A 24,546-nucleotide genomic window follows, 5' to 3' on the forward strand; every position below is an offset into this window, starting at 1 on the left:
GGCTCTTTCAGTACGGCTCGAATTACATGTTGGGGTAGTTCGGGCCGCCGGTGCCTTCCGGAGCGATCCAGGTGATGTTCTGGGCCGGGTCCTTGATGTCGCAGGTCTTGCAGTGCACGCAGTTCTGCGCGTTGATCTGGAACTTCTTCTCGCCGTCTTCCTGGGTCACCACCTCGTACACGCCGGCCGGGCAGTAGCGCTGCGCAGGTTCGTCGTACTTCGGCAGGTTGACGCTGAGCGGAATGCTGGCATCGGTCAGCTTCAGGTGGCAGGGCTGCTCTTCCTCGTGGTTGGTGTTGGACAGGAACACCGAGGAGAGTTTGTCGAAGCTCAGCTTGCCGTCCGGCTTCGGATAGTCGATGCGCTTCGACTCTGCAGCGGGCTTCAGGCAGGCATAGTCCGGCTTGGTGTCGTGCAGGGTGAAGGGGATCTTGCCGCCGAAGACGTTCTGGTCCAGCCAGTTCAGGCCGCCACCGAAGACCGGGCCGAACTTGTGCAGGGCCGGGCCGAAGTTACGGCTGCGGAACAGCTCATCAAACAGCCAGCTGGCCTTGAAGCCATCGACGTAACCATTGAGCAGGTCGCCGCCCTGGCCGTCGGCCAGCAGTGCATCGGCTACCGCTTCGGCGGCCAGCATGCCGGACTTCATGGCGGTGTGGCTGCCCTTGATCTTGGCGAAGTTCAGGGTGCCGAGATCGCAACCGATCAGGGCGCCGCCCGGGAAGACCATCTTCGGCAGCGAGTTCAGGCCGCCTTTGCAGATGGCGCGAGCACCGTAGGCGACGCGCTTGCCGCCTTCCAGGTACTGCTTGATCACCGGGTGGTGCTTGTAGCGCTGGAACTCGTCGAACGGCGACAGGAAGGCGTTGCCGTAGGACAGGTCGACGATCAGGCCGACCACAACCTGGTTGTTCTCCAGGTGATAGAGGAAGGAGCCGCCGGTGTTCTCGGTGCCGACCACGTCCAGCGGCCAGCCGGCGGTGTGTACTACCAGGCCCTGCTCGTGCTTGGCCGGGTCGATGTCCCAGATCTCCTTGATGCCGATGCCGTAGTGCTGGGCGTCGGCTTCGGAGTCGAGGTTGAATTTCTTGATCAGCTGCTTGCCGATGTGGCCACGGCAGCCTTCGGCGAACAGGGTGTACTTGCCGCGCAGTTCCATGCCGGGGGTGTAGTAACCCTCTTTCGGATGGCCTTCACGGTCCACGCCGAGGTCGCCGGTGATGATGCCGCGAACCACGCCGTTCTCGTCGATCAGCGCTTCCTGGGCGGCGAAGCCTGGGTAGATCTCGACGCCCAGAGCTTCGGCCTGCTGGGCCAGCCAGCGGCACAGGTTGCCCAGGGAGATGATGTAGTTGCCTTCGTTGTGCATGGTCTTGGGCACGAACAGGCCCGGCACTTTGATGGCGCTGTCAGCGTTCTTCAACATATAGATGTCGTCACGCTTGACTTCGGTGTTCAGCGGCGCGCCCAGCTCTTTCCAGTTGGGGAACAGCTCGTTCAGGGCGCGCGGCTCGAAGACCGCACCGGAGAGGATGTGAGCGCCGACTTCGGAACCCTTCTCGACCACGCAGACGCTGATTTCTTTGCCGGCGTCGGCGGCCTTCTGCTTCAGTCGGCAGGCGGCGGAGAGGCCCGAGGGGCCGGCGCCGACGATGACGACGTCGAATTCCATAAATTCGCGTTCCACAGAGAATCTCCTACTCAAGGCTTCTTCGGTGTTATTGATCTGGCTTGGCTAGGCTTTCTCTGGCCTGCGCGCTGGGCATTATATATATAGCCCCTTGCACGTCCAATACAAACGTTTGTTTGAATTTTGTCAAAGCCGTGTAGCGCAAGGCTTGGCGCCAGATAAATGGGAGTTTTTCGTGTTGACCGAAAAGGGCGTTCCGGTCAAGATACGGGCGGTTTTGCGTTCGCCGTATGGGCTGACCGTCGGTTCCGGCCGACTAGCATCACCGGCCAGGCTTGCCTTGGCGACATTCTTATTCACCGGAGAGTAACGAGGAATCCATGAAGGTTCTTGTAGCTGTCAAACGAGTGGTCGACTACAACGTCAAAGTCCGCGTCAAGGCGGACAACTCCGGCGTCGACCTCGCCAACGTCAAGATGTCGATGAACCCCTTCTGCGAAATCGCCGTGGAAGAGGCCGTACGTCTGAAGGAAAAAGGTGTGGCGAGCGAGATCGTCGTCGTCACCATCGGCCCGAACACCGCTCAGGAGCAACTGCGCACCGCTCTGGCCCTGGGTGCTGACCGTTCGATCCTGGTTGAGACCAACGAAGAGCTGAACTCCCTGGCCGTGGCCAAGCTGCTGAAAGCCGTGGTCGACAAGGAGCAGCCGCAACTGGTCATCCTGGGCAAGCAGGCCATCGACAGCGACAACAACCAGACCGGCCAGATGCTGGGCGCCCTGACTGGCTTCGCCCAGGGTACCTTTGCCTCCAAGGTCGAACTGGCTGGCGACAAGGTCAACGTGACCCGCGAAATCGACGGCGGTCTGCAGACCGTTGCTCTGGCCCTGCCGGCGATCGTCACCACCGACCTGCGCCTGAACGAGCCGCGCTACGCGTCGCTGCCGAACATCATGAAAGCCAAGAAGAAGCCGCTGGACGTGGTTACCCCGGACGCCCTGGGCGTTTCCACCGCTTCCACCGTCAAGACCCTGAAAGTCGAAGCGCCTGCTGCCCGCAGCGCCGGCATCAAGGTCAAGTCCGTGGCTGAACTGGTCGAGAAACTGAAGAACGAGGCGAAGGTAATCTAAATGACTATCTTGGTTGTTGCAGAACACACTAACGCCGCTCTGGCCGCTGCCACTCTGAACACCGTTGCCGCTGCTCAGAAGATCGGTGGTGATATCCACGTGCTGGTCGCCGGTTCCAATGCCGGTGCTGCTGCCGAAGCCGCTGCCAAAATCGCTGGCGTGAGCAAGGTGCTGGTTGCCGATAACGCCGCCTTCGCCAACCAGCTTCCGGAGAACGTCGCTCCGCTGGTTGCCGAGCTGGGCAAGGGCTACAGCCACATCCTGGCCGCCGCCACCAGCAACGGTAAGAACATCCTGCCGCGCGTTGCCGCTCAACTGGACGTCGACCAGATCTCCGAGATCGTTGCCGTCGAAAGCGCCGACACCTTCAAGCGCCCGATCTATGCCGGTAACGCCATCGCTACCGTGCAGTCCTCGGCTGCCGTGAAAGTGATCACCGTGCGTGGTACCGGTTTCGACGCCGCTGCTGCCGAAGGTGGCTCCGCTGCCATCGAAGCCGTTACCACTGGCGGCGACGCCGGCAAGTCGTCCTTCGTCGGCGAAGAGCTGGCCAAGTCCGACCGTCCGGAACTGACCGCTGCCAAGATCGTCGTTTCCGGCGGCCGTGGCATGCAGAACGGTGACAACTTCAAGCACCTGTACGCTCTGGCCGACAAGCTGGGCGCTGCCGTTGGCGCCTCCCGCGCTGCCGTCGACGCCGGTTTCGTGCCGAACGACATGCAGGTTGGCCAGACCGGCAAGATCGTCGCTCCGCAGCTGTACATCGCGGTCGGCATCTCCGGTGCCATCCAGCACCTGGCAGGCATGAAGGACTCCAAGGTCATCGTCGCCATCAACAAGGACGAAGAAGCCCCGATCTTCCAGGTGGCTGATTACGGCCTGGTGGCTGACCTGTTCGAAGCCGTACCGGAGCTCGAGAAACTGGTCTGATCCAGCTTCTTCGCTCTCGCAAAAAACCCGCTCATCGAGCGGGTTTTTTGTTTGTGCAAGGCCGGCTTCTACAGGCTGTCGAGGAAGGCCTGATAGTGCTGCGCCGTTTCCTCGGGGCGCTCGATCATCGGCGCGTGGCCGCAATCCTTCATCACTACCACGGTCGGTTTCTTCAGCAGCGGCTGCATCACCTCGATGCTGGAGACATGCAGGGCACGGTCCTGCTCGCCCCACAGCACCAGGGTCGGTACCTGGATATTCGGCAGCTCGGGCTCCAGCGGCACATAGTGCCCACGCAGCTGGGCGAAGATGCGGTCGTAGTTCTCCTGGTTGGCCACCGACCTCTCGGCAAAGTAGCGCTTGAGAGACTCAGGCAGCGGCGGCGGAGTGACGAAGACGAAGTTCATCAGAGCGTCGAAGTCTTCGGCTCTGCGGACCACCAGCGGATTGGGCTCGCCGCGCTCGAGGCGCTGGATCATTTCGCTCTTTTGCGGTGCAGTGACTCCCGCATTGTCCAGAAGCGCGACACTCAGGACCTGTTCGGGATGGCGCGCGGCATACAGCGCGGCGATATGCCCGCCCATGGAATTGCCGATCAGGTGCAGCTTGTCGAGCTGCAGAGCGTTGGCGAAGGCCCGCACCCGCTCCATCTGACTGACCACATCGTAGCTGGCATCCGGTTTGCTGCTCTCGCCGAAGCCGGGTAGGTCCAGGGCGATGACACGGTAGCGGTGGGTAAGGTGACGGGAGAAGCGCAGCCAGTTATCACGATCGGCGCCGAATCCGTGAATCATCAGCAGTGTTTCACCGTCCGCCGGCCCGCCTTCGTAGTAATGTATGGCCAGCCCGTCGACCGTGATTGCTTTTGGGGAGACTCCCGCCAACTGGCGTTCGACGAACCGCACACCGGCCACCAGCGCGGCAGGGGAGAGGTACAGCGCACCGGCCGCGCCTGCCAGCAGCAGGGCAATGCCGAGGGCGATTTTTTTCATGGCGAATCCTTATCGCTAATAATTATTAGGCGTGCTTGCTACGCTAGCATGAAGAGCGCGGGGCTGGTGAAGGCCCGCCGCTTGCCACGCATACCAGCGGTGCTTCCGATGCGAAAGATGTTGTCGTTGAAAATCCTCGGCCTCATGGGCCTGTTGCTGCTTCCCGGCCTGGCCTCGGCCGCCGGCAAGTGCGAGCGCCTGGTCGCCACCGGCAACCCCGAATATCCGCCCTATCTGTGGCGTGACCCGCAGAGCCCGCAGCACCTGGTCGGTGCCAATGCCGACCTGCTGGCACTGATCGGCAAGCAGCTGGGGGTGAAGATCGAGATCATCTACACCGGTCCCTGGTCCCGCGCCCAGGATGAGGTGCGCACCGGTCGGGTCGACCTGCTGGCCGGCGCCTTCCTCACCCTGCCGCGCCTCGAGAGCATGGACTACGTGTATCCGGCCTTCTTCAGCACGCCCAGCGTGGTCTGGGTGCGCAAGGGTCAGGGCTTCCCCTACAGCGGCTGGGAAGATCTGCGCGGGCGTACCGGCGGCACGCTGGTGCACAACAGTTTCGGTCAGCAGTTCGACAGTTTCGCCAAGGCCAACCTCAGCCTCGAAGAAGTGCCGAGCCTGATCCAGGCCTTCCAGAAACTGCTGCTGGGGCGCACCGACTATGTGATCTACGAGCGCTACCCGGGCGTGGCACTGGCCAACACCCAGGGCATGCTGGAGAGCCTGGAAACCCTGGAGCCGCCGATCTCCAGTGAAGGCCTGTACCTGACCCTGTCGCACAACTCCGCCTGCAACGATCCCTGGCTGCGCGGACAGCTGGCGAAAAAGATGACAGAATTGACCGCCGCCGGCCTGCCGGAGTCCCTCCTGCAGCGCAATCTGGAGCGCTGGAAAGCCCAGCAGGCGCAAGCCGCCGACGTTCCCCCGCAAGAGCAGGAAGATTCTCAGTGAACCCACGTTTAACCCTTGTCCTGGCAGTGCTGGCGCTGGCCGGCTGTGCCAACGACCCGGCGCCGAACGAGCAGATGCGCCTCACCGTTCAGGCCGTCGAGCAGGCGCGCGCGGTCGGTGCAGATCCGCAACTCGAGGAGATGCGTGAGGCCGAGCGCAAGCTGGCCCGCGCCGAGAAGAACATGGGCGAGGAGGACTACAAGCGCGCCCGGGTGTTCGCCGAACAGGCCGAGCTCGACGCTCGCCTCGCCGAGGCCAAGGTCCTCAACCAGAAGAGCCAGAAGCAGCTCGATGAACTGAACGCGCGCCTCACCCGCCTGCGCAAGCAACTGGGAGAGCTGCCGTGATGCCGAAGATGACCATGGGCGGCGCTCTGCTGCTCTCCCTGGCGCTGCTGGGCGGTTGTGCCAGCCAGCATAGCCAGCAGGTGCTGGGCGAGGCCGAGGCCAGCTTCCAGCAGGTGAAGGAAGATCCGGACGTGCTGCGCAGCGCACCCAAGGATGTGATCCGTGCAGGTGAGTCGCTGGCCCGCGCCGAGCGTCTGTCCAACTACTGGGGCAGCGCCGACGATGTCGCACACTACGCCTTCCTCAGCCAGCGCTACAGCCAGATCGCCCGTCAGCACGCCGACCTCAACCTCAACCAGGAACGCCTGGCCAAGCTCGAGCTGGAGCGCGAGCGCCTGCAGCTGGCGCTGCGCGAGGCCAAGCTGCTCAGCGCCCAGCAACAGGGCCAGTGGCTGGAGGAGCAGGTGGTCAGCCTGGCCGCCAGCGAGACCGATCGCGGCCTGGTCATGACCCTCGGCGACGTGCTGTTCGACGCCGGCCGTACCGAGCTGAAGGCTTCCGCCAACCGCACCATCCTCAAGCTGGTGCAGTTCCTCCAGATCAACCCGCGGCGCACCATCCGCATCGAGGGCTACACCGACAACCGTGGCGTGGCGGCAGAGAATCTGGAGCTGTCGCGGGCCCGTGCCCAGGCTGTGGCCGACGTGCTGGCCGACCTCGGCATCGATGCCAAGCGCATGCAGGTGAAAGGTTACGGCGAGGCCCACCCGCTGGCGGAGAACGCCTCGGCCAAGGGCCGCGCGCAGAATCGCCGGGTCGAGATACTGATCTCCGACGAGGCTGGCCAGCTCGGCGAATACCGCTGAGTAAGCTGTGCGCTCAACGAAACCCCGGTGCCTCGGCCCGGGGTTTTTTATTAGACCAAAGTCTAATCAGGCCCATGCAGGTCCGCACCTAAACTAGAACAGATGGAACTGTACCGCTGGCAAATGTTCTGACTGTATCGTCAAGCATCAGCTGCATTTCGCTACTGTTACGGTCCAGTACTGCAAGGAGCCTCCTCATGACCAGTTTGTTGCTTTACCAGCGCATCGCCCAGCAGCTGGCCGAGGATATCCGCCGCGGTGTCTATCAGCCGGGCGAGCGCGTGCCCTCGGTGCGCAAGATGAGTTCGCAGCTCAGCGTCAGCCACGCCACCGTGCTGCAGGCCTATGCCAACCTGGAAGACATGGGCCTGATCCGCGCCCGCCCGCAATCCGGCTTCTACGTGCACCAGACTGCCGGCCTGACCGCGTCCACGCCGGATATCGCTCGCGTCGAGCGGCCGGCCATGGTCACCCGCAGCAGCATCATCAGCCAGGTGCTCAACGATTCGCGCCAGGACGGCGTGTTTCCCCTCGGCGCCGCCGTGCCGCACGTGGACTACCTGCCGGTGCGCTCGCTGCACCAGCAACTGGCCAAGGTCACCCGCTTCCAGAGCCCGCGCGCGTTCAGCTACATGTTCAGCCCCGGCTACGAGCCGCTGCGCCGCCAGGTGGCGATCCGCATGCGCGATGCCGGCGTGGTGGTCGATCCTTCCGAAGTGGTGATCACTCACGGCTGCGTGGACGCCATCCACATGGCCCTGCGCGTGCTGACCCAGCCCGGCGATCTGATCGCCGCCGAGTCGCCGACCTATTACGGCCTGCTGCAGCTGGCCGAGGTGCTCGGCCTCAAGGTCATCGAGATCCCCAGCGACCCGACCACCGGCCTCAGCCTGGAGGCCCTGCAGCTGGCCGCCAACCAGTGGCCGATCAAGGCTCTGGTGCTGACCGCGCGGCTGTCCAATCCGCTGGGTGGCAGCATTCCCGAAGAGCGGCAGAAACAGCTGCTGCGCCTGACCCGCGATCACGGCATCCAGGTGATCGAGGACGACATCTATGGCGAGCTGTTGTTCGAGCCAGGGCGCAGCAAGGCGCTCAAGGCCCATGATCGCGACGACCAGGTGGTGTACTGCTCGAGCTTCTCCAAGACCCTGTCACCGGGCGTGCGCATCGGCTGGATCATCGCCGGTGGCTATCAGGAGGAGGTGGAACGGCTGCAGACCTTCAGCACCCACTCGGCCTGCAGCGTGACTCAGATGGGCGTGGCCGCCTACCTGGAGAACGGTGGCTACGACCGCCACCTGCGGCATATCCGTCAGGAGTACCGCAAGAACATGACTGCCTACCAGCTGGCGGTGCAGCAGCACTTCCCCGAAGGCACGCAGATGACCCGCCCCTACGGTGGTTTCATCCTCTGGGTCAGTCTGCCGGGCAAGGTCAGCGCCCAGGAGCTGCACGTGCGGGCGCTGCAGCAGGGGATCAGCATCGCGCCGGGGATGATCTTCAGCAACACCGAGCAGTTCAACCACTGCCTGCGCCTGACCTGTGGCGTGCCGTGGAACCGCGAGTCCGAGCGGGCGATCATGACTCTCGGCATGCTGGCCAAGCAGCTCTGTCAGGAGTCGGCTGGCGGCCAGCAATAGGTGCAGCGAATCGACCCGCCGGTAGGCGGGTCAGTTCTTTCAGGTGCTGGCGAGTGCGGTCGAGAAGCGCTCGCTGCGCAGAGCCCGCCAGGTCCATAGCGCGCCGAGCAGGTCCGGCAGGCCGAGCACCAGCAGCATGGGCGAGACCATGCCGGTGGCGACGAAGACGCCGAACACCGCCAGCACCGAGGCGCGCACCGGCACGGTGGCGGCGATGAAGGGCCGCAGGTCCCGGCGCCCGGCCAGGCTGTAGTAGATGCCCAGGTAGATCACCAGCAGCCCGACGATGCGGATCCACACCTCCTCGGTCAGTGGGAAGCCGAACAGCGCCAGCAGCAGGTTGGGTGTCAGCAACAGCGTTGCCCCCAGCACCAGCAGGTAGCAGCCAAAGGCGAAGATGGTTTTTCCGGACGGGCTCATCAGGGTTTCCTTGTACTGAGTTGAATCAATCGGTGGTGTCGGTCAGCCGGTAGGCCTCGGCATCGAAGCGCCGGGTCGCGCGGCGGAAGCTCCAGCTGAAGCCCGGCCAGATCACCACGTTGCGCCCGCTCTCCGCGTGCTTGTACCAGCTGCGGCAATTGCCCACGGACCACACCGCGCCCTGCATGCGGCTGCGCAGGGCCGCATTGAAGCGCTCCTGCACCTGCGGCTGGATATCCAGGCTGTTCGCCCCCTGGGCCTCCAGGGTGTCCAGGGCGCCGAGGATGTAGGCGACCTGCGACTCGATCATGTAGACGATGGAGTTGTGGCCGAGCCCGGTATTGGGGCCCATCAGCAGGAACAGGTTGGGGAAGCCCGCCACCGTGGTGCCCTTGTAGGCCTCGGGGCCCTGGCTCCAGGTGTCGAGAATGTCCTGGCCGTCGCGGCCGAAGATCATCCCACGAGGGAAGGGCGTGCTGGCCTTGAAGCCGGTGCCGAGGATCAGCAGGTCGACCGGGTGGCGCTGGCCGTCCTCGGTGATCACCGCGTCCTCGTCGATCTCGCGGATGCCCTGGGTCACCAGGCTGACATTGGCCTGGGTGATGGCCGGGTAGTAGTCGTTGGAGATCAGGATGCGCTTGCAGCCGATGGCATAGCGCGGCGTCAGCTGGCGGCGCAGCTCCGGGTCGCGTACCTGGCGGCGCAGCAGGTTGAGGGCCAGGAAGCGGTGGAAGGCCATCAGCCGCGGATTGAAGGCGAAGCCCAGGGCGCGGGTCTCGTGGGTCGCGTAGATGAAGCTCCTGACCAGCCGCTGCAGCCGTGGGAAACGCCGCAGCAGGCCGCGTTCGAAGCCCGAGAAGCCACGGTCCGGCTTGGGGATGATCCACGGCGGGGTGCGCTGGAACACCGTGAGTGCACCGGCTGCCGGCTGGATCTCGGGAATGAACTGGATGGCCGAGGCACCGGTGCCGATCACGCCGATGCGCTTGCCCTCGAGGTCGTAATCGTGGTCCCAGTGCTGGGAGTGGAAGACGCGGCCGCGAAAGCGCTGCAGGCCGGCGATGTTCGGGTAGTCGGGCGTGGACAGGGCGCCGGTGCCGGCGACCACGAAGCGGGCGAACACCACCTGGCCGGCGCCATCGGTGACCTGCCACAGGGCGCGCTTTTCCAGCCAGCGCAGCGAGGCGACCTCGCGCTGGAAGTGGATATGCGGCAACAGCTGGTACTTATTTGCGCAATGCGCCAGGTAGTCGCGAATCTCCGGCTGCGGCGAGAAGCGCCGCGACCAGTCCGGGTTCGGCTCGAAGGAGAACGAGTAGAGGTGCGAGGGGATGTCGCAGGCGCAGCCGGGATACTGGTTGACCCACCAGGTGCCGCCGACGCCGGCCTCCTTCTCGTACACCACGAAGTCGTCTTCGCCGCGCTGCTTGAGGCGCACGGCCATGCCGATGCCGGAGAAACCGGCACCGATGATCAGGACCCGGTAGATCTTCTCCGCTGTCAGGGACGCGTTGAGCTGTGCAGTCATCTTCTTCTCTTGTCGCTGCTGGGTTTCTATCGCGTGGGCAAGCTCAACGGACCTGGGCCAGCGCCTCGTCGGACGGCGCGCGCGCTCTGCTGGGCTGCTCGATCTGCGCGGCGATGGCGTCCGCCTGCACCTGCAGGATGTCCGGGCCGGTGCGCGGGCCGAACAGGCCGGTGAAGTGCAGGAACATGCGCCAGCCGAAGCCCAGGCCATCGCCGCGCTTGCGTGGGATCAGGTGCAGGTGGGCATGGGGAATGTGCTGGTTGCTGGCCTTGCCGTCGTTGACGATCAGGTGCGAGCCCTCGACGCCGAAGCCGGCGCGGCGCTGGGCGGCGAGCAGCTTGTCGAAGGTCAGGTAGAGATGCTGGCGGGTGGCGGCCGGTAGCTGGTCGAGCGTCTCCACGTGCTGGCGCGGAATCAGCAGCACATGGCCCTGGCCCAGCGGGTGGATGTCCATGAAGGCGAAGCAGTGTTCGTCCTCGTAGACCTTTACGGAGCGTTCGGTGCCGGCGGCGATCCTGCAGAACAGACAGTCCATGGCCATTTCCTCAGCTGGCGTCGGCGGCCGGCGCAGCCCCGTGGCGGGACTCCCGCGGCTGACGGGCGAAGAGGCGGGCGAGCAGCCAGCGGTCGCGCAGGAACGGCTTGTTGTCGAGCAGCGCGTGGACCTTGTGCAGGTTGAAGAACGGCACGCCCGGATAGACGTGGTGCTCGACGTGGTAGTTGATGTTGGCCCAGATCAGGCTGAGCACGCGGCTGGGTATGGTGATGGTGTTGTGTGCCAGGTCCAGGCGCTGCTCGTCCTCGCTGCCGAGGGTGGCCATCGGGAAGTGCTCGTAGCCGCGCGAGATCGGGTTGATCAGCAGCGCCAGCAGCAGCACCGGCAGGATGAAGATCAGCACGAACTGGTAGAGCATGCCCATGCTGGAGAACCAGACGCCGAGCGCCACCATCGTCACCAGGTTGAACACTAGCTCGCGCAGCACCAGGTTGCGCACCTTGCTGCCGTAGCGCACCAGGGAGAAGTAGGTGAAGCGTGGCACGAACACGGCGATGCGCAGGAACATCCACTTCACGCCGCTGGCGTAGTTCCACTCGTCCGGGTCCTTGTCCGCATCGCCCAGGTAGCGGTGGTGATACTTGTGGCACTCGGTGAAGGACGAGTAGGGGAAGACGATGAACCAGGCGAAGAAGCGCCCGACCCAGAGGTTGCAGATTCCGGAGCGGAAGGCGTTCTGGTGGCCGCAGTCGTGCTGCAGGATGGTGAAGGCGTGCATCTGGTTGCCGAGTACCAGCACGGCGAGCAGCTGCACCAGCCAGTGCTCGCTGAGCAGGATGGCGGCGGCGCCGGCGACCCACACCGCCACATGCAGCGCCGACCAGAGCAGGAACCTGACCGGGTCGGGCTGCTGCAGGGCCAGCAGTTGCGCCTGGCGCTCGCGGTCGACCTTCAGCTCCGCGCGCTTGGCCAGGCGGATCTCGTCTTGTGCCGCCAGAATCGCTTCTCTATCCACCACGTCCACCTTCCTCGGATTGTTCTGGGTTACTCGACCTGCAGTCGCACGTCGTCTGTCGCCGGATAGCCGATGCACATGAGCGCGTGGCCCATCTTCAGTTCGGCCGAGGACAGGCCATGGTCCTCGCGCATCTCCACTTCGCCGGCCAGCTTGGTGCAGATGCAGGCGGTGCAGAAGCCGCTGCGGCAGGAGAAGGGCGGCTGTACGCCGTTGGCCAGGGCGGCTTCGAGAATGGTCTGACCCGGGGGCACGGCGAAGTTGAATTCCTGGCCCTGCATCAGCAGCTGAACCTGCTTCGGCGCGTTGGACTGCGCCGGCGGCTGGGGGCTGGCCTTGGCCGGGGTGAAGCTCTCCATGTGCACCGCTTCGGGGGGCACGCCCATGGCCTGCAGAGCCTCGGTCACTTCGTCCATCATGCCGTTGGGGCCGCAGGCGTAGTACTCGATGGCGTAGCCCGGCGGGTTCGGCAGCGCCTGGAGGATCTCGCTGACCCGCTGGCGGGTCAGACGGCCGCTGTGCGGGTGGGGCGACTCCGGCTGGGACAGCACGTGCAGCAGGTTCAGGCGCTCGCCGAACAGGCGCTGCAGCTGCTCCAGCTTGTCGCGGAAGATCACCGAGTCGGTGTTGCGGTTGCCATAGATCAGCGATACCCGCGAGTCCGCCTCGAAATGCAGCGCCGACTTGAGGATGGAGAAGATCGGCGTGATGCCGCTGCCGGCGGCGAACAGCACCAGGTGGCGGCGCTTGCCCGGCTGCGGGGCGAAGGTGAAGCGCCCGTGGGCGCCCAGGGTATGCACCGCGTCGCCGGCGGCCAGCTGCTGCACCAGGCGGTTGGACACCTTGCCGCCGGCGATGCGCTTGACCGTGATCGACAGGGTCTTGTCCAGGCCCGGCGTGCTGCTGATCGAGTAGGCCCGGCAGCCCTTGGCGCCGTCGCCATCCACGTCGACTTCCAGGGTCAGGTACTGGCCGGCGGTGTAGCGGATCTTCCTCAGCAGCGGCTGCTTGAGGTGGATGGTCACCGCATCCTCGGTTTCCCGCTCGATGTAGGCCACTTTCAGGGTCAGTGCTTTGCTCATGGCGTTCACGTCCGCTGCGCTTGCTGGGGGAAGTGCAGAGGGCGGGGCGCGGCCTGGTGGCCGGCGGCGCTCTGCTGGTAGGCCTGCTCATGCTCGGCGATGGGCGCGGCGGCGCAGCGGCGCTTGAGCAGGGCGACCTTCTCGGCCTGGGACAGCGGCTCCCACCAGTCCAGCTTGTCGGCCAGCGCGTTGAAGCGGCGCAGCATCAGCATGAGGAACAGGTCGAGCACGCTGAGGTCGCGGAACACCAGGGACTGCGAGGCCTTCAGTTCCGGCTTGATGCGTTCGAACAGCGCCGGGCTCTCCGACCAGTGCACGTTCTCCCAGTGGTGGTGGCAGGCGTGATAGCCCTCGTTGAGGGTGTTCACCGGCTTCTCCAGCAGGGTCACGGTGTTGTACATGAAGTCCTTGGGGTCCTGCTGGCCGCCGTAGAAGGCGTGCTGGCTCCAGTGGATAACGCCCATCAGGAAGTTGCTCGCGCACCAGGGCACCAGCATGTACAGCACCGCGATCGGCAGGCTGTACAGCGCCAGCAGGGCGAACAGGGCCAGGTGCAGCACATTGCCGACGATCATGCTGCGCATCTGCGCCGGTTTGCGCTTGCTGCGGAAGTACAGGTACGGCGACACCAGCAGCTGCTGGTACATCACCTCGCGCACCATGTAGACGAGGAAGTGCCAGGCGTTGGCATGGTCGTAGCGGGCGGTGGCGTAGACATCCAGCGGGCCGGCGTTTTCCCGGTGGTGCTGCTGCAGGTGCGCCGCCGCATGCGGGGTCAGGCCCATGGGGATGGCGAAGAACATGTAGAGGAAGGAGTTGCCGGTCCACTTCTCCAACACGCTGGCGCGCTTGAACAGGCCGCCGACCTTGTGGCCTTCCTGGTGCATGGAGCTGAACGAGCGCACGAAGGCGCGGATGTTCGGGCCGTAGACGCAGGCGTAGAAGCCCAGCACCAGCGGCCAGGAGATCTCCACGATGACCAGCTGGGCGATGAAGATCGGTATGGCGGTCAGGCCCAGGGTGATGGCCGCGGCCAGGATCGGCTCGTCGCGCGGGTCCTTCAGCACCCGATTCGCCAGGCGCTGGACCTGGCCGTGATAGGCGGCGGTGATGGCGCCACCGAGGGCGCAGTAGCCGGGGATCGCCTGCAGGATGCGCCGGCCCAGCTGCAGCGTCAGCGCCAGGGCGAGGATCACGCCAATGGCCGCGGTGTTGAACACCAGCAGCACGGCGAACAGGGGAATGGCGAAGAAGTGGAACAGCGGATGGATGTTGCCCGGCCGCACCGGATAGAGCGTGTCTGTCGTCGCCATGATTTCAGGCTTCCTGCTGAGTCATGTGGATCATCGCGCCGCGCCCGCACCGACCTCGGCCGGCGCGGGGCGACGCAGTGCCTTAGCCTTGCGCCGCCGGTGCGGCGGCCGAGTCCCGCAGGTATGCCGCGAGCAGCGGCGTGGCGGCGGCGCGGGAGATCGGGTGGAAGCAGATCGCCCGGGAGGCGGCCAACAGGTAGGCGACTTCGTCGGAGGCGATGAAGGCCATGCCACCCAGCAGCTCCACGGCCAGGTTGGTGGAACGCTCGATGGTGCCCTGGACCAGGAAGCGGGTGCACAGCGCCTTGCTGTAGCTGGCCTCGTCGGCGGCGCGCTGTTCTTCCAGGTCACGGGCCGCACCGACCAGGGCCTGGTGCGCGCCTTCCAGTTCGATGGCCAGCTGGGCCAGCGGGGCATCCTCGGTGTGGCGTTTCTTCAGCAGCAGCTCGACCAGCGCCGAAGCCACGCCCAGGTAGGTGCCGCCGACCATCAGCTGGAACCAGCAGAGGCCGGACAGCGAGGTTTCCTGGGCGGAGGCGGCCACTGCTTCGTCGTCCACGGCCTCGGCCAGCAGCATGCGCTCGGCGGGCACGAACACGTCGTCGAAGACCAGCGCGTTGCTGTCGGCGGCCTGCAGCACCGGGGTATTCCAGAAGCGCTCGCGGGATACCCCGTTGCCGTCGTTGAACACCACGGCGAAGCCCTGGGTGATGCTGCCGTCATCGTTCTCGCGGGCCACGCCGACGACTATCACGTCCATGTTGTGGCTCATGGTGCAGGGCTTCTTGGTGCCGCGCAGCAGGTAGCCGCCCTCGACCGGGGTGACCTTGACGCTGGTGTTGAAGATCTCCGCGCCGACCTTGCCTTCGGCGAATGCCGAGGCGATCAGCAGCTGGTCCTGGCAGATGCCGTAGAGCAGCTCGTCCGCCGCCGGAATCAGACCGCCGAGCTGCACGATGGTGGCGATGGTGTGGTGGTGCATGGTCATCATCACCGCCAGCGACGGGCTCAGGGCGCCGACCGCGCGCAGTATCTCCACCGTCTCGCGCGGCGAGGCGCCGAGGCCGCCGTAGGTCTCGGGGATGATCAGGCCGGCGGCCTTGTAAGAGCGGAACAGCTCGCACAGCTCGCTGGAATCTGCCTTCTCCAGCGCCATGCGGCCGCGGGCTTCCAGGGCGGCGATCAGGCCCGGCAGGCGGGCTTCGGTGACGCTTCGTGCGTGTTTCATCGACATGGGATAGTTCTCGAGTTGTTCTTGTGGTTATCCGGCCATCTCGACCAGTTGCTCGACGGCGGGGGCGAAACCGAAGTTCAGGGCCAGCTCGAAGATGGCCTCGGCCTCTTCCAGCGGCGGACGCTTGCCGATGCTGTAGTCGCGCGTCTTGCCGGCCATGGTCAGCACCATGGTTTCGGCCAGGCAGCTGAAGGTCACGCCGGTGGGCAGGTCGGTGAGGTTCTGGTTGCCGAAGCGGTAGCCGCGCTCGGGCAGGTGGATCAGGCCACCCTCTATGACCGTCACGTCCGGACGCTGCGGCAGCGAGGAATGACCAATATCCGGCGGCTGCGCGCAGTCGCAGATGATCGCGTTGTGGTGCAGCGCGGCCGGGTCGATGAAGGCGGAGCCGTTGGAGGTGGCCGAGAGCACGGCCTCCAGCTTGGGCAGCCAGTGGGCCAGGTCGGAGGCGACCACCACCGGCGGTTGCACGTTGCTGTGCTGGCGAACCAGGGCATCGACGGCGTCGAACAGCTCGCGCAGCTGGGCGTCGTCACCCAGGTCGCGCTCCAGCAGGCTGGCCACCGTCTGCTGCGACAGCAGCGCGGCGAGGGGCTTGCCGATACCGCTCGGGTGCCCGCTGTGGATGCCGCGCAGGGCCGTGGCATACAGCTCGCCGCCGACCAGCCGCAGCTCGTGCATGGCGCCCTGGTTGGCCGCGTTGCCGAGCAGCACCAGGTGTTCGGTGAACTTGCCCAGGCGCAGGCTGGCCAGGCGGCCCACAGAGCCGTAGGCACCGATCACCCCGGTCAGCCGCTTGGCCAGCGGCGCGCCGCGGTTGGCGCAGGTGCTGAGCAGGGCGTCGACGCCGACCATGGCGGTGAGGCTGTTGCCGGTGGTGGTGTGGAAGCGGTCGTTGACCACGTCCAGGCCGGCGTTGGAGATCACCGAGGTGTAGGCGCCGAGGCCGACGAAGTCGACGCCCAGCGGGCGCACCGCGTCCAGGTAGTTGTCGATCAGCTTGCGCCGCTTGCCCAGGCTCAGGCGCATCAGGTCGCGCGGGTGCAGCAGGCTGCCGACCAGCCAGCCTTCCACGTAGTCGCCCTGGTCGTTGTAGATCTGCCGGGCATGGAAGGACACGCCGGCATCCAGGTCGGGCTTGGCCCAGTCGGAGAACTCGGCCAGCCAGTCCTGCATGAAGGCCTTCTCCTCGCCGACCACACCAAGGGCGTCGACTATGTTGTCGCCGTTGACGCTCTCCTGGGTGGTGGGGTGCAGCAGGAAGGCGAAGCGTCCCAGGCAGCGGCCGCCACGGTCATGGTTGCGCGGCTTGCCGGCGCTGGGCGCCGACCACTTGGCCAGCGGCCCGCGCTGGGCAGGGAAGCCCTGGGCCTCGAGGATCAGGCGGTGCTGCTGGTCGTGGGCGATCAGCTCGGCGGCGGCGGTCAGGCCGTCCACCAGCACGTCGATATCTTCCTGGGCGATGCTCAGCGGCGGCTGGATGCGCAGCACGTTGCCCTCGTTGAGGGTCGGCAGGCAGTACACGCCATGGCGGGTCTTCAGGTAGCCGCAGACGATGGGCACCAGGGCGCCGAAGGCGCTGGCCAGGGACAGGGTGTAGAGGCGCTCGCCGGACCAGCGGCGGAACTTGAGGCCGAGCATCAGGCCGCGGCCGTCGAGGCTCTCGAACACCTGCGGGTAGCTTTGCACCAGGTTTTCCAGACGGGTGCGCAGATAGCCGCCGCGCTCGGCCGCCTGGCGCACCACGGCGCGGTCGTTGGCGGTGAGGTGCTCGACCACCGCCAGGCCGATGGCCGCGGTGAAGCCGTTCACGCCGAAGGTGGAGCTGTGGTGGCGGTCGAAGTCGCGGCTCCAGCACTGCTCGCCGTAGATGCAAGCGCCGATCGGCACCAGACCGCCGCCCAGCGCCTTGGCCAGCAGCAGCATGTCGGGGGTGAGGCCGTTGGCTTCGGCGGCGAACAGCTGGCCGGTGCGGCCCAGGCCGGTCTGGATCTCGTCCAGCACGAACAGGGCGCCGTGCTTGCGGCACAGGTTCTGCGCCGCCAGCAGGTAGCCCGCCGGCGGGGTGATCATGCCGGCCTCGCCCTGGACCGCCTCGACGAAGAAGGCGGCGACGCGCTGCTCCTTCAATATCGCTTCGAGGGCTTCCAGGTCGCCATAGGGCACGTGGCTGAAACCGTTGCCGCGGATATGGAAGGGCTCGCGGTAGACCGGCTTGCCGGTCACACCCACGGCGCCCTGGGTCTTGCCGTGGAAGCCGGTGTGGGTGCCGACGATCAGCTCGCGGTTGGTGGCGGCGCGCGCCAGCTTGATGGCGGCCTCCACCGTCTCCGCGCCACTGGTGGCGAAGCTGACCCTGGCCATCTCGCCGGGCGCGATCTCGATCAGGCGCGCGGCCAGTTGCTCGGCCAGCGGGTTGCCCAGAGGCTGGATGAAGGAGGGCAGGCCGGAGTCGAGGAAGGCGATGGCCGCCTCGCGGATATGTGGCGCGCCATAGCCGAACGGCACGGCGCCGAACTGGCCGACGAAGTCGATCAGCGTATGGCCGCTGGCGGTGGTGATGCGGGTACCTTGGGCGCTGGTCACCGTCTCGTCGAGACCGGCGAAGTCGAGCAGTTCCTGGCGGGTGCGGTTGATCAGGGAAGGGCTCATGCTGGCTTACCTCGCATCCCCGGTGATGACGGAATGCAGGTGCGCGCTGATCTTGCGCACGCTGTCATGCTGGTAGGCGAACTCGGGATCCAGCGAGATGCCGAAGAGGTCCTCGAACTCGGCAGAGAGTCCGACGATGAGGACCGAGTCGACGCCCATCTCGTGGAACGAGCGCTCCAGGTCGAGGGAGCTCGAGTCGAGTTCCAGTAGCCCAGCCACGGTCGCCGTGACGGAGGCGGTTATCTCGTCAATATGCACATGTCCTCCACAAGTTCCCTGTCCATATAAAAAGGTCTATATCGCCACGCAGTGGAATAAGACTTGGGCGTTGTAAGCGCAGCGGCATGAATGCCCGAAGGCGTGAATAATTGTTCTTATGGTGCTGCGCGAAATTACTCTCGAGGACAAGTGTTTTCCTTGTGGGATATCACTTGGGAGTTGCGATGTTGGGTGTCCGATGTTTCGCGCTCAATACTCCAAGTGGAGTAATGGCACCGGTTATTTGTGACTTTTGCGCTGGCATATAAACGTCATGAATTATCTGGGGCGAACGGCAATATGGGACGGCAGTTCAATACTGCCGTCCCAGTTGTTATTTAGGGGGGAGTTGTCTGTTATTCGTCGGAGAATAACGCGGCGATCTGGGCCCGACTCGATGCATGCAGTTTGCTGAGGATGTTCTGCATGTGGGTCTTCACCGTCTTGTCGCTGATGCCGAGGATCTGGCCGATTTCCCAGTTGGTCTTGCCGCGCACCACCCAGCGGGCGATCTCGGTTTCCCGGCTCGACAGCAGCGAGGACGCCTGGGGGCTGCCGCGATCGTTCTGCTGCTCGCGCAGCTGTTTGCTGCCGCGTACGCGGTTCAGCGCGATGTGCAGGTAGGGCGCCAGCACGGTCATGCGCAGTTTGTTCTCGTGGCTGATGTTGGCGGCCGCGTTGACGAAGTAGTAGCCGGTGAAGGTGTTGCGCTGCAGTCCCGGGAGCACCATCCAGGCCACGTTGTCGATGCCGTGACGGCGGAAGATATCGGCCCAGATGCACTCGGTCGGGGTCTTCAGGTCGCAGGTGGTAGTGAACTTCGGGCGCCCGTAATGCTCGGCCAGGTCGATGTCCAGCGGCGGCACCAGGCCTTCGTTGCCGACGATCTCGCCCAGGCACTCCTCCGACATGGCATCGGTATGGATCAGGTTGTAGACGAAGGCGCGGTGCGCCCTGATCCGGCCGCTGGCGAAGATGAAGTGTTCGCACGGCAGGTACATCGCCAGGGCCTGCTGAGTGCGCAGCTTGAGGTCGTCTATGGTGCGTACCGAGGCGATGGCCGTCAGCATCCGCACCAGGGTCAGGCGCTCCTGATTGGCCTCCGGCAACAGCGGCAGCACCGGCGGCGAGTTGCGCTCACTGTCATACACGGCCGCCAGCGGTGCCCTCAGGGTATGCACCAGGCCGGAGGTCGGAGCTCGGAGCAGGGCACTGCCCGCCAGGAAACTCATGCTTCCAGGGTCTGGCTGTTGAGAGTGGAATCGAGCAGGACACGACCGCCAAGCTCGGCGACCACGACTTTCCTGCTCACCTCGATGCTGTCCGCCGGCAATTCCTCATGCAGCGCGCGGATCAATGGTTCGAACAGGCGCCGACACTCCTGGCGCCTGACCTTGCCGCTGGACGTGCGCGGCAGCGTGCCGCCGAACACCAGCAGGACTATGGGTTGTGCCACCCGGTGCTGTTGCCAGAGATCGGCCTTGATGTCGGCCAGCACGCGCGCCACGTCCAATTGCCGGACGGAGCGCCGCTCCACTTCCTGGGCCACCACCAGTTGCTCGCTGTCCTCCAGCTCGACGCTGAACACCGCCGAGCCGTCCGGGCGGAAGCTCTCGTCGGCGCGGAACACCGTGCTCTCGATATCGCCGGGATGGTGGTTGACGCCATTGAGGATGATCAGGTCCTTGAGGCGGCCGGTGACATACAGCTCGCCGTCGAGCAGGAAACCGAGATCACCGCTGCGGAAGTAGTTGCTGTGTCCGGCCTGTTCCGGGCGCGCCGGGAGGAATGCCTCGGCGGTGCTCTCCGGGCGTCGCCAGTAGCCCTGGGCGACGCTGTCGCCGACCACGCAGATCTCGCCGACCCGGCCCTCGGGCAGGCGTTCGCCGGTCTGCGGATCGCCGATGAAGGGCTCGTGGCCGGGAATGCCGCGCCCGCTGCTGACCAGGGTGCGTACCCGCACCTCCGGCGACTCCATGACGAAGGCGTGGGCCACCGGCTCGGCGCGGTTGTCTTCGAGCAGCGGGGCATGGAAGTGGCGGATCACCGGCTCGCGCACGGCGCGGTCGCAGGTGACCAGCAGAGTGCCTTCGGCCAGGCCGTAGCAGGGGAAGGCCGCACCGCTTTTGAAGCCGCAGCGGGAGAACTTGGCGTGGAAGGACTCGAGCGTCTGCGCCCGCACATGCTCGGCGCCGTTGAAGGCGATCTCCCAGCAGCTGAGGTCGAGGTCGGCCAGTTCCTCGTCCTTGACCTTCTTCAGGCACAGTTCATAAGCGAAGTTGGGGCCGCCGCTGATGGTGCCGCGGTACTTGCTGATGGCCTGCAACCAGCGCAGCGGGCGTTGCAGGAAGTGGATCGGTGCCATCAGGGTGCAGGGGTAGCCGACATAGACCGACTGCAGGATGCCGCCGATCAGGCCCATGTCGTGGTAAGGCGGCAGCCAGCTGACGTTGTGGCTGCCCTGATGGGTGGAGAAGTTCTCGTGGATGCTCTGCGAGTTGTGGATCAGGTTGCCGTGGGTGACCACCACGCCCTTGGGCGTGCCGGTGGAGCCCGAGGTGTATTGCAGGAAGGCGGCGTCGGCGCGGGTGACCGCGACCGGGCTCCAGTCGCTGGCGCTGGTGTCGAGCTGGGTGATGTCCAGCACCTGTGTCGCCGGTGCCGTCTCGGCCAGCCGGGTGCGAATCGCCTCGGTGTCTTCCCGGGTGGTCAGGGCCGCCGCCGGGTTGCAGTCGCCGAGGATGCCGTCCAGGCGATCCAGGGTCTTGGTGGCGCCTGGCGGGTAGGCCGGCACCGCGATCAGGCCGGCATACAGGCAGGCGAGGAAGCCGGTCACATAGTCGAGGCCTGGTTTGAGCAGGATCAGCACCCGGTCGCCCGGCACGCAATGGCGTTGCAGGGCGGCGGCCGCGGCGCGGGCGGCGCGGTCCAGTTCGGCGAAGGTGATGGTGATCTCGTTATCGCGGCCGTCCAGCAGAAAACGGTAGGCGAGTTGATCGGGAATCGTCTTGGCGTGGTGTTGCAGACTCTCCGCGAAGTTTGCGTAAGAGAGGTGCTGGTTATGCTCTTTTTCGATCATGTGCTCAACTTTCCCCGATCACTTATATCGATCTTCTATGACCATTATTCCGAACAACCGGAGCCGTCTGCGTAGAAGGCTTTGCCGCATTCATCCTCTTGAAGCATCTATCCGAAGGGAATACTCCAAACGGCGTATATCTGCCATCTCTCTCCCTACCGCATATTCGACAGACGGTCCGATATGTCGACGAGTTCAACTCCCGAAGGACTTCAGCTCTTTTGGTGTCCTTATATGTGAACCGGCAGGTTCTATATTTCGCGATATTACAAAGCCAGCGCTATTGGATTGGATGCTGTTATTTCGAACACTTGCACATGAATAGTGCAGGCCGATGACAGCCACTCTCCAAGAATGCGTTGCGTTGAATGAACAACCCGTCAGGAGAGTGCGATGCCCTTTAGCGAATACGCAGAATTCGATGCCCTCGGGCTTGCCGAGTTGGTCAGGAAGCGCGAGGTGCAGCCCTCCGAACTGGTAGAGGAGTCGATCCGCCGCATCGAGGCCCTCAACCCCGCGACCAACGCGGTGGTCTACAAGGCCTACGACACGGCCAGGGCACTGGCGGCGCAACAGGACCGGGCCACGCCTGCCGGCCCGCTGCATGGCGTGCCGTTCCTGCTCAAGGACATCCTCGGCGATTGCCAGGGCATGCCGTCGGCACTGTCGTCGTGCATGTTGCGCGAGCGGGTGATGGAGCAGGACTGCGAGCTGGTCAGCCGCTGGCGCAAGGCCGGGCTGAATTTCATCGGCAAATCCAACACCCCGGAGTTCGGCATCCTGCCGACCACCGAATGCGCCTTCTACGGGCCGGCGCGCAATCCCTGGAACCTGGACTACTCGACCGGCGGCTCCAGCGGCGGCGCGGCGGCGGCGGTGGCCTGCGGCATGGTGCCGGCGGCCCACGGCAATGATGGTGGCGGCTCGATCCGCATTCCCGCCTCGTGCTGCGGCCTGGTGGGGCTCAAGCCGACCCGCGCACGCAACTCGCTGGCCCCGGATTTCGGCGAATTGCTCAGCGGCCTGCTCGACGAGCATGTGCTGACCCGCACGGTGCGCGACAGCGCCGCCTTGCTCGATGCCACCCACGGCGTGGTGCCGGGCGATCCCTATCGCGCTCCGCCGGTGAGCGGCACCTTCCTCGGCGAGCTGGCGCGCGAGCCCGGCAAACTGCGCATCGCCTTCTCCCGCGTCGACCCGGCCGGTCGGCCGCTGCATCCCGATTGCATCGAGGCGGTGGAGAAGACTGCCAGGCTGCTGGAATCGCTCGGCCATGTGGTCGAGGAGGCGCAGCCGCAGATCGAGCCGGAAAGCTTCGTCGGTGCCTTCACCACCCTGTGGTTCTCCGGCATCGCCTTCGCCGTGGAACTGATGAGCCTGCAACTGGGGCGCCCTCCGCAGGAGGGCGAGCTGGAAGGCCTGACCCGTGCAGTGCAGCAGCGTGGCCGTGCCGTCAGCGCGGTGGAATACCAGCTGTCCGAGCTGGTGCTGCAGCAGGTCGGCCGGGAGATGGCGCGTTTCCATCAGACCTACGACTGCTGGCTGACGCCGACCCTGGCGACCCCGCCGATCCGCAATGGTGTGGTCGATGTGCAGGAACAGGACCTGGACAAGGCCTACGCACCGCTGCTGGACTACAGCCCGTTCACCGCCATCCACAACGCCTCCGGGCAGCCGGCCATTTCCCTGCCGGTGCACTGGAATGCCGCGGGCCTGCCGATCGGCCTGATGCTCAGCGCCGAGTTCGGCGGCGAGGCGCTGCTGCTGCGCCTGGCCGGCCAGCTGGAACAGGCGCAACCGTGGAAGCAGCGGCGCCCGGAGCTGTTCCTGCAGCTGCAGGCCGCCGCCCCGGCGCTGGCCTGAGCGAGGAGGGCGCGATGACGGTCCACGAGCCCCTGCGGCAAACCGCGGAAACTGCCGTGCCCTGGCCCACCGACGCGCTGAGCCGCGAGGAGCTGGCGCGCTTCGGCAAGGAGCTGATCCGCCAGACGCTGCCCTTCACCGTCGAGGATCGGCGCCGCAGCTGGTGGCATTTCTGGACCAGCTTCGCGGCGCTCGCGCTGTTCGGCGTCGGCGCCGCCGCACCGCTGTGGTGGCCGCTGCGCCTGGTGTTCAGCGTGCTGCTCGGGCTGGCGCTGGTGCGCATGTTCGTGCTGTTCCATGACTACATGCATGGCGCGATATTGCGCGGCTCGCGCTTCGCCGATCTGTTCTTCAAGGGCTACGGCCTGATGCTGCTGGCGCCGCCGACGCTGTGGAAGCAGTCCCACGACTACCACCACGGCCACAGCTGCCAGTACGTCGGTGCCGAGCAGGGGCGCCTGCCGCTGCTGTCCACCCATACCGACCTGGGCACCTTCCCGCTGATCTCCACCGAGGAGTACGCCCGCGCCAGCACCTGGAAGCGCCTGCGCTATCGCATCGCGCGCCACCCGCTGATGATCCTGCTCGGTTCGCAGACCATCTTCGTGTTCAGCATCTGCCTGGTCTCGCTGATCACCCAGCCGCGCCACCGCTGGTGGTCGCTGCTGGCCCTGTCGCTGAACCTGGCCACGGTGCTGCTGCTGTCGCACTTCGCCCCCGACCTGCTGCTGTACCTGCTGCTGATCCCCATCCTGGTGGGCTCGGCGCTGGGCGTGTACATGTTCTACTGCCAGCACAACTTCCCCGGCGCGCGTTACCCCCAGGGCGAGGACTGGGACTACGTGGAGACGGCGATCCATTCCTCCAGCTACATGCGCACCGGACCGGTCATGGCCTGGTTCACCGCCAATATCGGCTACCACCATGTGCACCATGCCAATTCGACCATCCCTTTCTATCGCCTGCCCGAGGCGATGGCGGCGATCCCGGCGCTGCGCGAGCCGACCGTCACCTCGCTGCATCCGCGTGATATCTGGCGCTGCCTCAGCCTCAAGCTGTGGGACCCGGCGGCCAAACGCATGATCAGCTTCCGCGAGTTCCACCAGCAGGCCGCCGCCCGGGCCGCCGAGGGAATTTCGCAGGGGGCTTAACCCGGACCGGCATGGCGCTGCGTCTACCC

At 65.4% G+C, this 24,546-nt stretch carries 21 protein-coding genes; 8 read left to right on the forward strand and 13 right to left on the reverse strand.

From position 1 onward, the window contains the following. Positions 1 to 22: 22 nt before the first annotated feature. Positions 23 to 1,705: an electron transfer flavoprotein-ubiquinone oxidoreductase gene (locus FFS62_RS09430; protein ID WP_137972570.1), complete on the reverse strand. Its 1,683-nt coding sequence runs from the start codon at positions 1,703 to 1,705 to the stop codon at positions 23 to 25. Positions 1,706 to 2,010: 305 nt separating this feature from the next. On the opposite strand from FFS62_RS09430, the gene FFS62_RS09435 reads away from it, so the two are divergent. Next, positions 2,011 to 2,760, forward strand: coding sequence for an electron transfer flavoprotein subunit beta/FixA family protein (locus FFS62_RS09435; protein ID WP_043310197.1), 750 nt, complete (start codon positions 2,011 to 2,013; stop codon positions 2,758 to 2,760). After that, a complete protein-coding gene (locus FFS62_RS09440) occupies positions 2,761 to 3,690 on the forward strand; it encodes an electron transfer flavoprotein subunit alpha/FixB family protein (protein ID WP_137972571.1) in 930 nt (309 codons plus the stop codon). It abuts the gene before it with no gap. Positions 3,691 to 3,758: 68 nt separating this feature from the next. Here FFS62_RS09440 and FFS62_RS09445 read toward each other — a convergent pair whose 3' ends face one another. Further along, on the reverse strand, positions 3,759 to 4,682 hold the full coding sequence (locus tag FFS62_RS09445; RefSeq protein ID WP_137972572.1) for an alpha/beta fold hydrolase: 924 nt from the start codon (positions 4,680 to 4,682) through the stop codon (positions 3,759 to 3,761). Positions 4,683 to 4,799: 117 nt separating this feature from the next. Between FFS62_RS09445 and FFS62_RS09450 the strand changes: the two genes are divergently transcribed. The 4 genes from FFS62_RS09450 to FFS62_RS09465 all read left to right on the forward strand — a co-directional run bounded on the left by FFS62_RS09450 (position 4,800) and on the right by FFS62_RS09465 (position 8,426). Then, positions 4,800 to 5,633, forward strand: coding sequence for an ABC transporter substrate-binding protein (locus FFS62_RS09450; RefSeq protein ID WP_137972573.1), 834 nt, complete (start codon positions 4,800 to 4,802; stop codon positions 5,631 to 5,633). A 20-nt stretch (positions 5,634 to 5,653) separates the two neighbouring features. Further along, the gene (locus tag FFS62_RS09455) at positions 5,654 to 5,980 is read left to right on the forward strand and encodes a DUF4398 domain-containing protein (protein WP_137973391.1); all 327 of its coding nucleotides are present in this window, start codon (positions 5,654 to 5,656) and stop codon (positions 5,978 to 5,980) included. After that, positions 5,980 to 6,786: an OmpA family protein gene (locus tag FFS62_RS09460; protein ID WP_137973392.1), complete on the forward strand. Its 807-nt coding sequence runs from the start codon at positions 5,980 to 5,982 to the stop codon at positions 6,784 to 6,786. The genes FFS62_RS09455 and FFS62_RS09460 overlap by 1 nt, the downstream gene beginning before the upstream one ends. Before the next feature lie 197 nt (positions 6,787 to 6,983). Then, complete coding sequence (locus tag FFS62_RS09465; protein ID WP_137972574.1) at positions 6,984 to 8,426, forward strand: PLP-dependent aminotransferase family protein; 1,443 nt, start codon at positions 6,984 to 6,986, stop codon at positions 8,424 to 8,426. Between the two features lie 39 nt (positions 8,427 to 8,465). Here the strand turns inward: FFS62_RS09465 and FFS62_RS09470 are convergent, their stop codons facing one another. The 11 genes from FFS62_RS09470 to FFS62_RS09520 form a co-directional block, all read right to left on the reverse strand. Continuing rightward, positions 8,466 to 8,846 carry a hypothetical protein gene (locus FFS62_RS09470; RefSeq protein WP_137972575.1) on the reverse strand — a complete coding sequence of 127 codons (381 nt, stop codon included), beginning with the start codon at positions 8,844 to 8,846 and terminating at the stop codon, positions 8,466 to 8,468. A gap of 25 nt (positions 8,847 to 8,871) precedes the next feature. Then, positions 8,872 to 10,374: an NAD(P)/FAD-dependent oxidoreductase gene (locus FFS62_RS09475; protein ID WP_137972576.1), complete on the reverse strand. Its 1,503-nt coding sequence runs from the start codon at positions 10,372 to 10,374 to the stop codon at positions 8,872 to 8,874. 43 nt (positions 10,375 to 10,417) lie between these two features. Continuing rightward, the gene (locus FFS62_RS09480; RefSeq protein WP_137972577.1) at positions 10,418 to 10,909 is read right to left on the reverse strand and encodes an HIT family protein; all 492 of its coding nucleotides are present in this window, start codon (positions 10,907 to 10,909) and stop codon (positions 10,418 to 10,420) included. Positions 10,910 to 10,919: 10 nt separating this feature from the next. Continuing rightward, positions 10,920 to 11,885: a fatty acid desaturase gene (locus FFS62_RS09485; protein ID WP_137973393.1), complete on the reverse strand. Its 966-nt coding sequence runs from the start codon at positions 11,883 to 11,885 to the stop codon at positions 10,920 to 10,922. A 29-nt stretch (positions 11,886 to 11,914) separates the two neighbouring features. Beyond that, positions 11,915 to 12,967, reverse strand: a complete 1,053-nt coding sequence (locus FFS62_RS09490) for a ferredoxin--NADP reductase (RefSeq protein WP_137972578.1) — start codon at positions 12,965 to 12,967, stop codon at positions 11,915 to 11,917. Positions 12,968 to 12,972: 5 nt separating this feature from the next. Continuing rightward, entirely contained in the window at positions 12,973 to 14,280 is a 1,308-nt protein-coding gene (locus FFS62_RS09495) for a fatty acid desaturase (protein WP_137972579.1), read from the reverse strand. An 82-nt stretch (positions 14,281 to 14,362) separates the two neighbouring features. Next, positions 14,363 to 15,514 carry an acyl-CoA dehydrogenase family protein gene (locus tag FFS62_RS09500; protein ID WP_137972580.1) on the reverse strand — a complete coding sequence of 384 codons (1,152 nt, stop codon included), beginning with the start codon at positions 15,512 to 15,514 and terminating at the stop codon, positions 14,363 to 14,365. A 27-nt stretch (positions 15,515 to 15,541) separates the two neighbouring features. Next, positions 15,542 to 18,166: an aminotransferase class III-fold pyridoxal phosphate-dependent enzyme gene (locus FFS62_RS09505; RefSeq protein WP_137972581.1), complete on the reverse strand. Its 2,625-nt coding sequence runs from the start codon at positions 18,164 to 18,166 to the stop codon at positions 15,542 to 15,544. A gap of 6 nt (positions 18,167 to 18,172) precedes the next feature. Then, entirely contained in the window at positions 18,173 to 18,424 is a 252-nt protein-coding gene (locus FFS62_RS09510; RefSeq protein WP_137972582.1) for an acyl carrier protein, read from the reverse strand. A gap of 356 nt (positions 18,425 to 18,780) precedes the next feature. Beyond that, positions 18,781 to 19,656, reverse strand: a complete 876-nt coding sequence (locus FFS62_RS09515; RefSeq protein ID WP_137972583.1) for a LuxR C-terminal-related transcriptional regulator — start codon at positions 19,654 to 19,656, stop codon at positions 18,781 to 18,783. After that, positions 19,653 to 21,503: a fatty acyl-AMP ligase gene (locus FFS62_RS09520; protein WP_137972584.1), complete on the reverse strand. Its 1,851-nt coding sequence runs from the start codon at positions 21,501 to 21,503 to the stop codon at positions 19,653 to 19,655. Before FFS62_RS09520 ends, FFS62_RS09515 begins: the two co-directional genes overlap by 4 nt. A gap of 393 nt (positions 21,504 to 21,896) precedes the next feature. Here FFS62_RS09520 and FFS62_RS09525 point away from each other — a divergent pair, with 393 nt between their 5' ends. Further along, the gene (locus tag FFS62_RS09525; protein WP_137972585.1) at positions 21,897 to 23,366 is read left to right on the forward strand and encodes an amidase; all 1,470 of its coding nucleotides are present in this window, start codon (positions 21,897 to 21,899) and stop codon (positions 23,364 to 23,366) included. Between the two features lie 56 nt (positions 23,367 to 23,422). Further along, positions 23,423 to 24,517, forward strand: coding sequence for a fatty acid desaturase (locus tag FFS62_RS09530; RefSeq protein ID WP_256662184.1), 1,095 nt, complete (start codon positions 23,423 to 23,425; stop codon positions 24,515 to 24,517). The last annotated feature ends 29 nt before the right edge of the window (positions 24,518 to 24,546 follow it).

The organism is Pseudomonas sp. F(2018), from assembly GCF_005508865.1.
Lineage (GTDB): Bacteria > Pseudomonadota > Gammaproteobacteria > Pseudomonadales > Pseudomonadaceae > Aquipseudomonas.

Coding starts and splice junctions, on each gene's coding strand:
- FFS62_RS09435 (WP_043310197.1), top strand. CDS start 2,011: ATGAAGGTTCTTGTAGCTGTCAAACGAGTGGTCGACTACAACGTCAAA.
- FFS62_RS09440 (WP_137972571.1), top strand. CDS start 2,761: ATGACTATCTTGGTTGTTGCAGAACACACTAACGCCGCTCTGGCCGCT.
- FFS62_RS09445 (WP_137972572.1), bottom strand. CDS start 4,682: ATGAAAAAAATCGCCCTCGGCATTGCCCTGCTGCTGGCAGGCGCGGCC.
- FFS62_RS09450 (WP_137972573.1), top strand. CDS start 4,800: ATGTTGTCGTTGAAAATCCTCGGCCTCATGGGCCTGTTGCTGCTTCCC.
- FFS62_RS09460 (WP_137973392.1), top strand. CDS start 5,980: ATGCCGAAGATGACCATGGGCGGCGCTCTGCTGCTCTCCCTGGCGCTG.
- FFS62_RS09465 (WP_137972574.1), top strand. CDS start 6,984: ATGACCAGTTTGTTGCTTTACCAGCGCATCGCCCAGCAGCTGGCCGAG.
- FFS62_RS09470 (WP_137972575.1), bottom strand. CDS start 8,846: ATGAGCCCGTCCGGAAAAACCATCTTCGCCTTTGGCTGCTACCTGCTG.
- FFS62_RS09475 (WP_137972576.1), bottom strand. CDS start 10,374: ATGACTGCACAGCTCAACGCGTCCCTGACAGCGGAGAAGATCTACCGG.
- FFS62_RS09480 (WP_137972577.1), bottom strand. CDS start 10,909: ATGGACTGTCTGTTCTGCAGGATCGCCGCCGGCACCGAACGCTCCGTA.
- FFS62_RS09490 (WP_137972578.1), bottom strand. CDS start 12,967: ATGAGCAAAGCACTGACCCTGAAAGTGGCCTACATCGAGCGGGAAACC.
- FFS62_RS09495 (WP_137972579.1), bottom strand. CDS start 14,280: ATGGCGACGACAGACACGCTCTATCCGGTGCGGCCGGGCAACATCCAT.
- FFS62_RS09500 (WP_137972580.1), bottom strand. CDS start 15,514: ATGTCGATGAAACACGCACGAAGCGTCACCGAAGCCCGCCTGCCGGGC.
- FFS62_RS09505 (WP_137972581.1), bottom strand. CDS start 18,166: ATGAGCCCTTCCCTGATCAACCGCACCCGCCAGGAACTGCTCGACTTC.
- FFS62_RS09515 (WP_137972583.1), bottom strand. CDS start 19,656: ATGAGTTTCCTGGCGGGCAGTGCCCTGCTCCGAGCTCCGACCTCCGGC.
- FFS62_RS09520 (WP_137972584.1), bottom strand. CDS start 21,503: ATGATCGAAAAAGAGCATAACCAGCACCTCTCTTACGCAAACTTCGCG.
- FFS62_RS09525 (WP_137972585.1), top strand. CDS start 21,897: ATGCCCTTTAGCGAATACGCAGAATTCGATGCCCTCGGGCTTGCCGAG.